This window comes from Bradyrhizobium sp. McL0616, assembly GCF_049993385.1.
In the GTDB taxonomy this organism is placed as follows: domain Bacteria; phylum Pseudomonadota; class Alphaproteobacteria; order Rhizobiales; family Xanthobacteraceae; genus Bradyrhizobium.
In genome coordinates this window covers 8,115,154-8,128,563 of record NZ_CP188255.1, presented here as the reverse complement: position 1 = coordinate 8,128,563, position 13,410 = coordinate 8,115,154, and the positions used below count along the sequence as shown (strand labels likewise).

At 62.5% G+C, this 13,410-nt stretch carries 10 protein-coding genes; 3 read left to right on the top strand and 7 right to left on the bottom strand.

What is annotated here, in order from left to right:
- Positions 1 to 258: 258 nt before the first annotated feature.
- A complete protein-coding gene (locus tag ACPPVR_RS39250) occupies positions 259 to 1,479 on the top strand; it encodes an OpgC domain-containing protein (protein WP_426611830.1) in 1,221 nt (406 codons plus the stop codon).
- A gap of 41 nt (positions 1,480 to 1,520) precedes the next feature.
- Positions 1,521 to 2,009 carry a DUF2059 domain-containing protein gene (locus ACPPVR_RS39245; protein ID WP_426611829.1) on the top strand — a complete coding sequence of 163 codons (489 nt, stop codon included), beginning with the start codon at positions 1,521 to 1,523 and terminating at the stop codon, positions 2,007 to 2,009.
- Positions 2,010 to 2,019: 10 nt separating this feature from the next.
- On the opposite strand, the gene ACPPVR_RS39240 is transcribed toward ACPPVR_RS39245, so the two are convergent.
- From ACPPVR_RS39240 to ACPPVR_RS39215, 6 genes are all read right to left on the bottom strand, one after another.
- Entirely contained in the window at positions 2,020 to 3,516 is a 1,497-nt protein-coding gene (locus ACPPVR_RS39240) for a sugar ABC transporter ATP-binding protein (RefSeq protein ID WP_426611828.1), read from the bottom strand.
- Entirely contained in the window at positions 3,513 to 4,610 is a 1,098-nt protein-coding gene (locus ACPPVR_RS39235; RefSeq protein ID WP_426611827.1) for a hypothetical protein, read from the bottom strand. Before ACPPVR_RS39235 ends, ACPPVR_RS39240 begins: the two co-directional genes overlap by 4 nt.
- Positions 4,607 to 6,730 (bottom strand): ABC transporter permease, encoded by a 2,124-nt coding sequence (locus ACPPVR_RS39230; RefSeq protein WP_426611826.1) that lies wholly within the window; start codon positions 6,728 to 6,730, stop codon positions 4,607 to 4,609. Before ACPPVR_RS39230 ends, ACPPVR_RS39235 begins: the two co-directional genes overlap by 4 nt.
- A 77-nt stretch (positions 6,731 to 6,807) precedes the next feature.
- Positions 6,808 to 7,824 carry a sugar ABC transporter substrate-binding protein gene (locus tag ACPPVR_RS39225; RefSeq protein ID WP_426611825.1) on the bottom strand — a complete coding sequence of 339 codons (1,017 nt, stop codon included), beginning with the start codon at positions 7,822 to 7,824 and terminating at the stop codon, positions 6,808 to 6,810.
- Between the two features lie 40 nt (positions 7,825 to 7,864).
- Positions 7,865 to 8,836 (bottom strand): ABC transporter permease, encoded by a 972-nt coding sequence (locus ACPPVR_RS39220; RefSeq protein WP_426611824.1) that lies wholly within the window; start codon positions 8,834 to 8,836, stop codon positions 7,865 to 7,867.
- A 41-nt stretch (positions 8,837 to 8,877) separates the two neighbouring features.
- A complete protein-coding gene (locus tag ACPPVR_RS39215; protein WP_426611823.1) occupies positions 8,878 to 10,773 on the bottom strand; it encodes an AMP-binding protein in 1,896 nt (631 codons plus the stop codon).
- 264 nt (positions 10,774 to 11,037) lie between these two features.
- Here ACPPVR_RS39215 and ACPPVR_RS39210 point away from each other — a divergent pair, with 264 nt between their 5' ends.
- Positions 11,038 to 11,982, top strand: a complete 945-nt coding sequence (locus tag ACPPVR_RS39210) for a helix-turn-helix domain-containing protein (protein ID WP_426611822.1) — start codon at positions 11,038 to 11,040, stop codon at positions 11,980 to 11,982.
- Between the two features lie 44 nt (positions 11,983 to 12,026).
- On the opposite strand, the gene ACPPVR_RS39205 is transcribed toward ACPPVR_RS39210, so the two are convergent.
- On the bottom strand, positions 12,027 to 13,232 hold the full coding sequence (locus ACPPVR_RS39205) for an ABC transporter substrate-binding protein (protein ID WP_426611821.1): 1,206 nt from the start codon (positions 13,230 to 13,232) through the stop codon (positions 12,027 to 12,029).
- Positions 13,233 to 13,410: the final 178 nt, after the last annotated feature.

The window sequence follows — 13,410 nt, the reverse complement described above, 5'->3', positions numbered from 1 at the left end:
CCGTTTGTTCGGGGCGTTTTTTGCCCGACGGGTCGTCTGGATTTCGCTGTCAACGCAATGTCTTGGCGGCATGCGTCTACTGTGCATGGGGTTGTTTTCGCTGTTTTTGCCGATGACCCAGGTCCCTTGCGCCGGTGTCGAGGTCGGCGACCGTCGATAGGCCAGCTGTTGGGGCAGGTGACGTTTCGATCCAGATTTTTTAGTATCCGATTTTGCCGGCGCCGCGACGGCGCGACGACCACCGTACGAGGCGGGGCCATGACCACACGGGACCAGCAAGCTCTCCTGGCTCCGGTCGAGCGCGATTTGCGCCTCGATCTGTTCCGCGGCATCGGGCTGTGGATGATCTTCCTCGATCACATCCCGCACGATGTCGTGGCCTGGCTGACGCTGCGCAATTACGGCTTCAGCGATGCCGCCGAGTTCTTCGTCTTCATCTCCGGCTATCTGGTCGGCTGGATCTACGGGCCGATCGTCGCCGGCGGCTGGTTCCTCGCCGCGCTGAAGCGGCTGTGGCGGCGCGCGGGGGAAATGTATGTCGCCCACATCATGCTGTTCCTGCTGTTCACGGCGCAGATCGCCCGCACCATCAGGAGATTCGACAACCCGATGTATGCGGACGAGTTCAACGTTCACAATTTTCTTGACCATCCGGATATTCTGATCGGGCAGGCGCTCACGCTGCGCTACAAGCCGGTCAACCTCGACGTGCTGCCGCTCTACATCACGCTGGTGCTCGCTGCGCCCTTCATCATATGGGGCCTGGTGCGACGGCCGAACCTCACGCTGCTGTGCTCTGTGGTGCTCTATGTCCTGTCGCGCTGGTTCGACTGGAACATCGCGTCCTATCCGCCGGGCACGACCTGGTATTTCAATCCGTTCTGCTGGCAGCTGATGTTCGTGTTCGCCGCCTGGTGCGGCATCGGCCAGATCGACAAGATCGCCAAATGGGTCTGGTCGGCGCCGGTGATGACAATCGCGGCGGCATGGATTGCGTTCGCCTTCCTGATCGTGATGACATGGCACGTTCACGCGCTCGAGGCCTTGATCCCGAAATGGATGATCAAGGCGATCTACCCGATCGACAAGACTGACCTCGACATGCTGCGCTTCACGCACTTCCTGGCGCTGGCGCTCTGGATGACCTATTTCGTCCCGCGCCACTGGAAGGCGCTGCATTCCAAATGGCTGCATCCGGTGATCCTGTGCGGCCAGCACTCGCTGCCGATCTTTTGCCTCAGCGTGTTCCTGTCGTTCTCGGCGCATTGGATCCTGATGCAATACACCAGGGGCGTCTGGGAGCAACTCGCGGTGTCGTTCGCCGGCTTCGTCATCATGTTCGGGGCGGCGTGGCTGCTCGACCGCGCCGAGCGGGTGCCCAGCCTCTTCGTCAAGGTGACCGACGTCGACGACGAGCCGGAACCCGGCGCCGAAGGCGCCCCGGTAAAGATCATCGCCGCGGCTCCCGCGAGCCACTGAGAACCCATCGCGTCACGTGGACGATTTTTCGGGAGGGATCCATGTCGAGACTCTTGTTGACGATTGCCGGCACCCTTCTGCTCCTCGTCTGCAGCGCGTCGGCGCAGGCACCGTCGCCCGAGGCGATGGATGCCGCGCGCAAACTCGTTGCCACTCTGAAGATCGCGGATCAGTATCGCGCGGTTCTCCCGCAGCTCCTGCTCAAGCTGAGACCCGTGGTCGCGCAGGACAGGCCGGAGATCGAGCATAACTATGATGCGATGACAGCGCCGGGTGCCGAGATCTACGCCCCGTTCTTCACCGCGATAGTCGACCAGATCGCCGCCATCTACGCTACAAGCTTCACCGTAGACGAGCTGCGCCAGATCGAAGCGTTCTATTCGCAGCCGGCCGGACAGAAGCTTTTGCAAAAGTCGGATGCGCTGGCGCAGGCGAGCGCGCAGATCGGCCAGGACGTCAGCCAGAAAGCCGCCGACGAACTGAAGCTGCGCCTGATCGAGGCGTTGCGCCAGAAGGGGCAAAAGCCGTAGGCGGCCGCCTTCAGTGAATCGCGGCGTACATGATCCGCTCCTCCGTCGCCTCGAGCGCGGAGAATTCCTCCACGACCTTGCCCTGGCGCGAGACCAGGATGCGGTCGGACAGTGCCATGATCTCGGGCAGGTAGGATGAGATGACGACGACCGCCTTGCCCTCGTCGGCGAGTCGGTTGATCAGCTCGTGGATCTCGACGATGGCGCCGACGTCGACGCCGCGGGTCGGCTCGTCGAAGATAATCAGGTCGGGCTCCTGCACCAGCGATTTGGCGATCACGACCTTCTGCTGATTGCCGCCGGAGAGCTCGACCACCTTGCCATTGTTGCCGATGGCGCGAACCTTGAGCCGTTCGATCCAGGTCCTGCCGACCGCATCGGCCTCGCGCCGAGATAACATCATGCGGCCCTTGGGGAACTTCGACAGCAGGCCGAGATAGATGTTGCGCGCGATCGAGGACGTCTCGAAGAAGCCCTCGACCTTGCGATCCTCTGTGACATAGGCGATGCCGGCCTTGACCGCCGGTGCCGGCACCCGGTAGCGCACCGGCTTGTCGTGCAGCAGGATCTCGCCGCCGTGGAAGAAGTCGCGCTTGAGCACGCCGGCGACGATCTTGAAGGTTTCGGTGCGGCCCGCGCCGACGAGACCGAACACGCCGGTGATCTGCCCTGCGAACACCGACAGCGAATTGTTCTTCACCATCGGCGCCATCTTCAGGTTCTGCACCGTCAGCACGCGCGCGCCGGCCGCCCGCACGCTGCTCTTCCTCGTGCCATAGAGCGTGTTGGAGAGATCGCGCCCGACCATGGCCTGGATGATCGCGGCGCGGTCGAATTTGGCGACGTCGTCGGTCACGACATGCTTGCCGTCGCGCAGGACCGTGATGCGGTCGGCCAGCAGCAGAGCCTCTTCCAGGGCGTGCGAGATAAAGACGATCGAGACGCCGCGCTTCTTGAGGTCACGGACGAGGTCGAAAAAGTATTTCTTCTCCTCCGGCGTCAGCGACGCCGTCGGCTCGTCGAAGATGATGACCTTGGCGCGGTGCAGGACCGCGCGCGCGATCTCGACCATCTGCTTCTTGGCAGCTCCAAGGCCGCTCACGGTCGCAGTCGGCGTGACATCGAAATTGAGCGATTGCAAAAACTGCTGCGCGGCGATGTAGATGCCGCGCAGGCGGTTGTAAAACTTCTCCTGCCCGAGAAACAGATTCTGCGCCACCGTCATGGTTGGCGCCAGGCTGTTCTCCTGAAACACCATGGCGATGCCGAGATTGCGCGCCTCCAGCGGCGTCTTCGGCGCAACGTCGGCGCCGTCGACCGTCATGGCGCCCGAGGTCAGCGTCACCACGCCCGCCATTATTTTGGTCAGGGTCGACTTGCCGGCACCGTTCTCGCCGACCAGCGCGTGAATCTCGCCACGACGCAGATCGAAGTCGACCCCGTCGATGGCGGGCACGCCGGCGTAGAGCTTGGTGGCCTTGCGCAGCGAGAGCATGACGTCGCTCATGGGCGAAACTCCTCGGCAAGACCGGCTAGCGGCAGTCTCAGGACGCGGCCCGGTCCCTTGGCGATCAGAATGAGGTCGTTGCCCATCTCGATCGCGGCGACGATTCCGTGATTGGCACCGTCGACCCGGCTGTGCAGCGAATAGAGCGGCTGGCCGTCTGCATCGAGGCGAATGACGAGGCCATAGGAGCGCGGCGGCGCCCATGGCTTGATGACGCCCATGGTCTTGATGTGCGCACCTTGCATTGGCTCCTTGAACGATGTGCCGGAGCGCAAGCGAGGGGCAACCCAGTAGGCCGGATCGATCTCGGCCATCATGCGGCGCCGGTAGGCCGGCTCGCGCAACACGAACTCGACGAGCTGGGTGCGTGCGGTGAAGGCGGTGAGCCAGTACCCGCCGCCCGAGGCCTTCGACAGCCGCGATGGATAGACGGGAAGGTGACCAAGCACGACCCGCGGCGATGCGCCGGGCGTCACGAGAACGAGCCGATGACGCCAGCTCTCGCTGACCAGCATGGCGTTGCCGTGCGCGCAGGCGCCGAAGGCGTAACCAAACCCCTGGGCCAATCGCGTCACGGTCTTGTTGACGGTATCCAGCCGGAACACGCGCCCAGTCCGGTTCAGCTCCATCAGGTCGCGCGCCCAATCGTCGACGCCGCATCTCAGAGAGCCGTCTGTCGCAATGAGTGTGTTGTCATTTGCCAGCGCGAGCGCGTTGATCGCGTTGAATGCTGCATCAGCAAACGTCGCGCTTGGTTGCTCGGCCGAGGGGCTTGAATAGAGACGCACCTCCCGTCCGCCGAGCACGACGGCAAGGCCGCCGCCGGGCAAGGCACAGAGCGCAGAGATCGACCGCTCAAAGTTGCGCACCACCGATGCCGCGCCGCCATTCAGGGACATCAGCCGCTGTCCGTCGGCGACGAAGAGATTGCTGCCGTCGGTGGCGAGATCCTCGGGCGACTCACAGGTCAGCAGGGTCTCGGCGGATTCCAGCTTCTGGTTGGGCTTCAGTGCGCCATCAAAAGACGGCACGGTGATGGTGGCGTCGCCGCGACCGAGAAAGCGGTTGGCGAATTCTTTGACGGCCGCGATCACGACAGCTTCCCCCACCTCTTGTCATACTGAACGAAGTTCGGATCGGCGTTGTCGAGCTTGTAGCGGCCGATCCGGTTGTTGAGGATGCCGCCGAGATAGAGATAGCCGCGATGCTCGCGCATCGAGGTGATCATCGGGTGGTTCTCGCCGTGCAGGTCCCAGAACGATTCGACGATCTTGCCCTGCTCGTTGAACTTGACCACGCAGCCGGTGTTGATGTTGGGGAACAGCCATTCATCGACCGGCACGCGCTTGGCCATGCGGCGCCGGAAGCCAGGCATCTTCCAGGCGAGATCGAGCGAAGGGCTGCGCATGCCGACCAGCGCCAGCCAGTAATTGCCGTCGGAGGCGAGGTTGATGTTGTCGGGGTAGCCAGGCAGGTTGTCCATCACCACTTCGACCGCACCCTTTTTCGGTCCCGCGAACCAATAGCGCTTGATCGAGCAGCCAAAGGTCTCGGCGAACAGGATCGACTGGCCGTCGCTGGCGACGCAGATGCCGTTGGGGAATTTGAGGCCGCGCAGCTCAGTGCGCGTCGCACCGTTCTTGGTGTCGTAGGAGATGATGCGGCCGTTGCCGCGCGCTTCGAGGCCGTCGATCGGCCATTCGTCCATCTCGTAGCGCACGGTCGCCTCGGAGAAGAAGATGAGACCGTCGTCGGTGATGTCGAGATCATCGGCGAGCCGCAGGCGGCTATCGTCGTTCACCGAACGCATGCTGCGGTTGGTTTCGTCGGTGGCCTTTTCCACCGTGCCATCAGGCTTGATGCGGTAGAGCCCCATGCCGCCGATGCAGACGTAGAGATTGTCCTCACGGTCGAAGGCCATGCCGAGCGGCTGGCCGCCGATATGGGCGAACACTTCCATCTTCTGATAGTCGGGCGCGAGAAAGCGCATGATATCGCCGTGGCGCGAGCCGGCATAGAGATTGTCGTGGCGATCAAGGATAACGTCTTCGGGCGCTTCAATGCGGCCGAGACCGATCGACTCGACGTGACGCAGCTTGTCATTCTGCTCGAATGGCCCGCCTTGCCCGATCTCAGTGGATGGCGGCGGCGGCAACGCGTGATAGGTGGGCGCGACGTAGACCTTGCTGATGATACGGGTGCGGTTCTTCTGCCAGCGAATGTCGACCATCGCGGCGACGAGCAGGATGCCGGCCAGCGCCATCCGGTTGACGCCGCCGCGCGCGTTCATGGTCGTCAGACCGTTGGTGATCAGGAGCACGATCAGCACCCCGACCGCCGATTTGGCGACCGAGCCCTTGCCGCCGCCGAGCGTGATGCCGCCCAGCACCGTCGCGGTCAGCACGATCACCTCGAGTCCGACGCCGATGTCGCCGCCGACGGTTCCGAGCCGGGACGCGAAGAACAGCGCGCCGATGCTGGTCAGGACGCCGCTCGCGACGTAGCAGAGTGCGATCGTGCGACGGACGGGAATGCCGGAATTATACGCCGAACGGCGGGAGCCGCCGATCGCGGTGATGTGCCAGCCCGGCCGCAACCGGGTCAGGAAGATATGGCCGAAGATGGCGACGACGACATAGACGATCGCCACGGTGGGAATGCCGAAGACAGAACCGCCGCCAATGAAATCCCAGGATGGGATATCGGGAAAGGCTGACGCGATCGCGTTGGAGTAGCGCTGGATCAGCAGATCGTAGGCCGAGCGGTAGATGATCAGCGTGATCAGCGTGGTGATGAAGGCACGCAGCCGCAGATACCCCACCAGGATGCCGTTGACGGCGCCGAGCATCGCGCCGCAGAGCAGCGTGGCAACCACCACCGCCGGGACCGGCCAGCCCAACACGTCGAGAAGATAGAGCGCGCAGAAATCAGTCAGTGCGAAGATGGAGCCAACGGACAGATCGATGCCGCCGACGATGACGACCAGCGCCAGCCCGAGCGCGATGAAGCCGATCTCTCCGGCCTGACGCGCGGTGTCGGCGAGGCTCGCCGGCGACAGGAAATTATCGATGGATCGGCTGAGCGCGAAGCCGATGATCAGCAGGAGGATCACCGGAATGGCTGTCTCGGTCCATTGCTTGGAGAGGATTTCGCCGAGCAGATGATCCGGCCAGTAGCGGTAACGCAGGCTCGTCAGGGTATCGCGCATCGGCATTCCAGGACCTTGCAAAGTTCGGGACAACGTCCCGGACAAGAAGCTGCCCGGGACGTTTGGGTCGTGCGTTGCGAGACTTATTTCTTCAGGTCGCTGAGATTCCAGCAGGCCGTTGGGCTGTCGGCGTTCTCCTTGGTGATCGGAATCAGCGTGGTGTATTCCGAGCCCTTGATCGAGCCGGGCTTGGCGCCCGACGACAGCAGCCATTTGATCGTGCCGGCCATCTGGGCGGCCTGGGTCGGCACGTCGTAGCTCATGTTGAGGTCGAACGCGCCGGACTTCACCAGCTCGCAGGCACCCTTGCGTTCGCCGCCGCCCGAGGTCGCGAGGAACACCTTGCCGGTGAGGCCTGCTTCCTTGACGGCCGCCGCGGTGCCGATGTCCATGCCGTCCCAGAAACCGACGATGCCGCAGAGATCGGGGTTCTGCTTCAGCACGGTTTGCGTGATCGCCTTGGCCTTGGCGGCGTCCCAATCCGCGGCCTGGCTCGACACCACCTTGATCTCGGGATGCTTGGCGAGAACGTTCTCGACGCCTTTGAGCGTATAGGCGCTTGCCGCCGCCGACAGCGCACCCTGGATGATCGCGATCTTGTTCGATTTGCCTTCGCAGGCCTTGACCACGCCTTCGGTCTGGCGTTCACCGATCTCGACCCAGTTGGCGCCGACGAAGGCCGAGCTGCGATAGGCCGAGCCCATGTTGATCTGGATGACGTAGATGCCTTCGTTCTCGGCGCGCTGAAGCAATTTGGCGTAGGTCTGCACGTCCGGATTGTGGACGACGATCACCGCCGGCTTCTCGGAGATTAGCGAGGTGACGGCCTGCGCGCCGGCATTGGTGTTCCAGTTGGCATCGCGGATCACGAACTTGACGCCGAACGGCTCGAGCTCCTTCTTCAGGCCGGCATACCAGCCCTCAGTGAGGTCGAAGTTCATCGCCACTGGCACATAGGCCACGGTCTTGCCGGCCAGCGCCTCCTTGAACGGCTTCTGAAACGGCTCGTCCAGGCCCTGCTGGGCCAGGGCCGGCGCGATCATTGCCGAGAGAGCCATTGCGGCCAGGGTCGCGCTTGTCGGGCTGCCAAGATGTTTCATTGCTTCCTCCTTGGTTATGGTTGTCGTTGTTGTCGCTCGTTCAGATGTCGCCCTGCTGTGCCGTTTCTTCGTTGCGCGGATTCAGGAAGGAGTCCGTGATGACGGCGAGCAGCAGGACCACGCCCTTGATGAGATTTTGGCCGGCGTAAGAGACATCCATGATGGTCATGCCGTTGAGCATGGTGCCGATCAGCAGCGTGCCGATGATGACGTTCAGCACGCCGCCGCGCCCGCCTGATAGCCCGATGCCGCCCAGCACGACGACCAGGATCACGTCGTAGATCAGCGTCGAGTTGAAGACGCGGGTCGGCATCGAATTGACGGACGCGGCCATCACAAGGCCGGCGAAGCAGCCAATCAGCGCGGCGACGACATACTGCAGGACGATGATCGGGCGGGAGGGGACGCCGGTGACCCGCGCAGCGTAAGGATTGTCACCGATCGCATAAATATAAGCGCCCCAGCGCGTCTGCCGCAGCAGGAAGGCGACCACGACGCAGGCAATCGCGAACATGACGATCGACGTCGGAATGCCCAAGATGGTGCCCTGTCCGAGCCGCTCGAAGCCGTTCATGCCCGGGCTCCATTGCACCACGTCGAGCTGGAACAAGGCGGCTTGCCCAAGCCCGGCCAGCAGCAGGCCGGTTGCGAGCGTCGCAAACAGCGAGGGAACTTCCGCATAGGCGATCAGCCAGCCATTGACGAGGCCGAAGGCGATCGTGAGCAGCACGGCAGTCAGAAGCGAGGCCGGCAGCGAGTGACCGTTCTGCACCATCTGCAAGACGAGCCCCGGCGGCACCGCAAGCGCCGCGATCAGCGAGATGTCGATGCCGCGTCCGATCACGACGATCGCCATGGCAAGGCCGAGGATGCCGAGCACTGCCACATTCTGGAGCAGCGTCAGCATATTGTCCGCGGTCAGAAAGCCATTCAGGAAGATCGAAAATACGAGGAACAGCAGCGCAAAGACGGCGAAGACGATCTCTTGCTGATTGAACCGGAAACGCTTCATCCCTGTCTTGCCTCTCTTCGACGTCGGCCTCTGCGGGTCCGTTATGACGATCGGGTCTCTATGCGATAAGTCTGTGGAAGCGGAGTCAGGCTTTCCGTGAGTGCCTTCGCCAGATCCTGATCGGTGGAGTCGACCGAGATGTGGACCAGCGTATTCAACCTGGCGTCTTTGTCGACGAGAATATCTGCCGCGGTATCGGAGCCGAAGATGCGGTCAATCTCGGCTCGGACCTTCTCCCGAACAGCGAGGTCGCGCAGCGTGGGCTTGAAGATCTTGCCGACTGCGGTGACGGGGAGGGCCTCGAGCAGGACGACGCGCTTCGGTCGCGCGGGAGGTTCATTGACGTTGCGCTCGAGATGCTCGCGCAATTGCGCCAGATCGATGCTCTCGCCGGGAGACGGCACCACGAAGAGAATGGGGACCTCTCCGGCATAGGCGTCGGGCATTCCGACGGCCGAGCTCATCTGGACGCCGGGGAAGACGTTGGCGACATCCTCGATTGCAGCAGGATCGATGTTGTGACCGCTGCGCACGATGAGATCCTTCTCGCGCCCCGTCAGCACCAGCCGCTGATCCGAGGTCAGATAGCCGATGTCGCCGGTGACGATCCAATGATCGTCGGTGAGCACGCCCTTGTTGTGCTGCGGATCGACGTAACCTGGAAACACTTGCGGTCCGCTGACAAGGACGAGGCCGCTGGTGAGCGGCGGGCATACCGTCTTGAGATCGGCATCAGTCAGGGCGACGATCCTGGTTTTTGCAAACGGCGCTCTGAATCCGACACTACCCTGCACCGGGGTCCCGCGGCCGGGATTGAACGCGATTGCGGCCGCCGTTTCCGTCATGCCGTAGGTCTCGAATAAGGTGATCCCGGTTCGCGCCTGAAACCTCTCGCTGACGGCCTTCGGAGCCACGGCCCCGCCGGTGAGGGCCATTCGAACCGAGCTGATATCGGACGACCCGATCGGCACCTCGGCAAGGGCGGCAATCGACGTCGGTACGCCGCTCACGATGGTCGCGCGAAAGCGCTCCACCGTATGCCAGTAGTCGCGGATCGCATCGGGACTTCTGAGGCTGTATGGCGAGGGAATGATCACATGGCCGCCGGCCGCGAGAATCGACAAGCCGAGCGTCATCGTGCCGCCGACGTGAAACAGCGGGAAACCGTTCACGGCCGTGTCGGTCTCATCCAACCCGTGCACCTGTGCAAAGCTCCAGGCCGCATGAATCTGGTTTCCATGCGTCAGGCGAACGAGCTTAGGCCGCCCGGTCGTCCCGCCGGTGTGGAAGAGGGCGCATACTGTTTTGTGATCCGTCGAAGGATCGAACTCCAGCGTGTCGCGTGCTCCTGCGATCGCCCGATCGAAGCTCAGAAAACCATTGGGCAGGGGACCGTTCGAGCCGATCACGAAAATCGTCTTGAGCGATGGGACACGTTTCGCGATGTTGCGCGCCTTGGCCCAGATCGCAGGATCGGCCGCTTCGGACGCCACGACCAAAACGGTAGCGTTCTGCGCCTGGAGCAGGTCGGCAATCGCATCTTCGTTCAGGAGATAGTTGATCGAACTGGCAATACCCGCGACCTGGGCACCGAGCAGCGCGGGGAATAGCTGCGGAAGTATTGGACAGAGAAACGCGACGGTGCCGCCGGTCTGTCCGATTCCCTGCGATCTGAACAGATTGGCCGCGCGGGTGATCTCGGCGAACAATTGCCGATGGGTCAGCGTGACGTCGCCGGGCTCTCGCGAACCTTTGGTCAGAACCGTCAGCGCAGGCCGGTCGGGATGCAGTCGCGCCGTGGCTTCGAAGAGTTGATAGAGACTGCGGGCAGGGATGAGGGAATCGTAAGGCAGCCGCTCCAGCGCCTCGATATCGGCAATGGTCGTGATTGGTTGCGTGAACCGCGTCGTGATCAGCGATGACAAGGCGCTGCTCACGGGCGCCGCCATTCAAGTGGCACGGCAGACTGTGCAGCGGTTGATACGACCTGACGCAAGTGAACGTTTCCCGCCTATCTTGTTGGCCGTTTTTTGTTTTTCATAGGCCACATGCCTGGACGCGGCTTGCTTGGGAGCGCAAAGCTTTTGCTTCTCCGTGCAAACTAGTCTTGCGTGTAGGCGGCGGCCATCTAAAATTTCGGCGCTTGGCCGACTTGTGCAATGCACAAACGTGTTCATCCTGGCCTCGCGATGGGACGGACGATGAACCTGGTATTCACGACAGACGATCTGGAGCCGTCCAAGCGCTACGCAGCATGGCAAGGCGCCATTTGCGATGTCTATGTCCATGTCGACGTGAACGCCGAGGAGCGATCCGACTACCACGGCTTCATTCGCGAGGCGCGGTTCGGCCCAGTCACGATGACGGACGTTCTGCTGTCCGAGCAGCGCATATCCCGGCGCGAGCGGCATATCGCGAAGCTCGACAAGGATTGCTACTACGTCGATTTCGTTCAGCAGGGCCGGGTCAACGTTCTGCAGGCCGGTGAGACCCTGCTTTCGAACCCCGGCGTCGGCGCGATTTTCTCGGCCTCCGAAGCCTATGATCTCGAATGCGTCGGCGAGGTGCGATCGCTCTATCTCGAGATCCCACGCAAGGAATTTTTGGCGCGCTTCAGCGACGGGCGCCTGCCTGTCGTCACAACGATGACGACGGGCCGTGGCCTTGGACGGATTGCCGCAGAGTTCTGCGCGACGCTTGCGTCGGAAGCTGCTTCGCTGGACGAAGCAGCAAGGACCCGGCTCGGCGGTGAGCTGATGGACGTGCTGGCGCTCGCGCTCGACATGGGCGACCGGGACGAGTTCTCGGAAGATGCCACCACGCAGCAGGCCCGTCTGCGCTCGGTCAAGACCTGGATCGAAGCGCACCTCACCGACGTTGATCTGTCGCTCGAGAAGATCGCGAAGAACAATGGCGTCTCTCTCAGGCATCTGCATTATCTCTTCCGGCTCACCGACGTCTCTGTGTCCGAATGGATCCTGGATCGCCGGCTTCAGCGCTGCTACGACGTCTTGACGCGTCCCGAGTTGCGTTCCCTGTCGATCACCGAAGTCGCCTATCAGTTGGGATTCAGCAGCTCGTCACATTTCAGCACGGTGTTTCGGAAAAAGTTCGGGCACAGCCCGTCCGACTTGCGACGGCGCTAGAGAACCTGCAACGCGCGAAGCGATGCAGGTCCGTCGTCGTAAGCTTACTTCACCAGCGGGCAGCCGCCATCCTTCAACGGTCGGAACGCCTGGTCGGCGGGCACTTCTGCGAGCAGCTTGTAATAGTCCCACGGGCCCTTCGACTCCTCGGGCTTCTTCACCTGGAACAGGTACATGCTGTGCACCATGCGGCCGTCCTCACGGAGCACGCCGTTGTCGGTGAAGGCATCCTTCACCGGCAGCTCGCGCATCTTGGCCATCACCGTTTTGGTGTCCTTGGTGCCGGCGGCCTGCACGGCCTTGAGATAATGCAGCGTGGCGCTGTAGGTCGCGGCCTGGTTCATGGTCGGCATACGCTTCATGCGCTCCATGAAACGTTTGCCGAAGGCGCGGGTCTTGTCGTTGAGATCCCAGTAATAGGCCTCGGTAATGATCAGGCCCTGCGCGAGCTTGAGTCCCAGGCTGTGCACATCGGAGATGAACATCACGATCGCAGCCAGATTCTGTCCGCCGGCGACGATGCCGAATTCGCCTGCCTGCTTGATCGCGTTGATGGTGTCGCCGCCACCATTGGCTAGCCCGATGATCTTGGCCTTGGAAGCCTGAGCCTGGAGCAGGAAGGAGGAGAAGTCTGCGGTGTTGAGCGGATGCTTGACGCTGCCGAGCACCTTGCCGCCGGCGGCCCTCACGACGTCGCCGGTGTCGCGCTCGATCGAATGGCCGAACACGTAGTCCGCGGTCAGGAAGAACCAGCTGTCGCCGCCGCTCTTGACGATGGCGCTGCCGACGGTGTGGGCGTTGGAATAGGTGTCGTAGGTCCAGTGTGCGGTGTAGGGCGAGCAGGACTTTCCAGTAATGTCGGAGCTCGCTGCGTCCGTCACGATCATGACCTTCTCGTACTGCTTCGACAGCTCCATCACCGCGAGCGCAGTGGCCGAGGTCGGCAGGTCGATGATCATGTCGACGCCTTCGGTCTCCCACCATTTGCGGGCGATGGTCGAGGCAACGTCGGGCTTGTTGAGCACGTCGGCCGAGACCATGTCGATCGGCTTGCCGAACATCTGTCCGCCGAAATCCTCGATTGCCATCTTGGTGGCCTCGACATTCCCCTGGCCTCCGATGTCGGAATAGACCGAGGAGAAATCGGAGAGTACGCCGATCTTGAGCGGCGTTTGCTGGGCGGAAGACGGATTGATAAAAGACGCAGAAAGCAGCCCGGCCGCGAAAGCGGCGCGCGCGATCCGATACATGGCATTTCCCCCGAAGATTTTATAATTGGTGCACCAACCTAGATTTGTCCCGCCATACGGTCAATTCTTGCGTCATGGCGTCGGCGTGCACCAATTTGACGCGGCTGGTGGCGCCGACTACCCTTCGCGCAAAAGCGACGATGCGCGGAGATGCAGGAGCCCGACGAACATCGAGGGC

What these genes read in the sequence shown, in the direction of transcription:
- ACPPVR_RS39250 (WP_426611830.1), top strand. Translation starts at nt 259, where the DNA reads ATGACCACACGGGACCAGCAAGCTCTCCTGGCTCCGGTCGAGCGCGAT.
- ACPPVR_RS39245 (WP_426611829.1), top strand. Translation starts at nt 1,521, where the DNA reads ATGTCGAGACTCTTGTTGACGATTGCCGGCACCCTTCTGCTCCTCGTC.
- ACPPVR_RS39240 (WP_426611828.1), bottom strand. Translation starts at nt 3,516, where the DNA reads ATGAGCGACGTCATGCTCTCGCTGCGCAAGGCCACCAAGCTCTACGCC.
- ACPPVR_RS39230 (WP_426611826.1), bottom strand. Translation starts at nt 6,730, where the DNA reads ATGCCGATGCGCGATACCCTGACGAGCCTGCGTTACCGCTACTGGCCG.
- ACPPVR_RS39225 (WP_426611825.1), bottom strand. Translation starts at nt 7,824, where the DNA reads ATGAAACATCTTGGCAGCCCGACAAGCGCGACCCTGGCCGCAATGGCT.
- ACPPVR_RS39220 (WP_426611824.1), bottom strand. Translation starts at nt 8,836, where the DNA reads ATGAAGCGTTTCCGGTTCAATCAGCAAGAGATCGTCTTCGCCGTCTTT.
- ACPPVR_RS39210 (WP_426611822.1), top strand. Translation starts at nt 11,038, where the DNA reads ATGAACCTGGTATTCACGACAGACGATCTGGAGCCGTCCAAGCGCTAC.
- ACPPVR_RS39205 (WP_426611821.1), bottom strand. Translation starts at nt 13,232, where the DNA reads ATGTATCGGATCGCGCGCGCCGCTTTCGCGGCCGGGCTGCTTTCTGCG.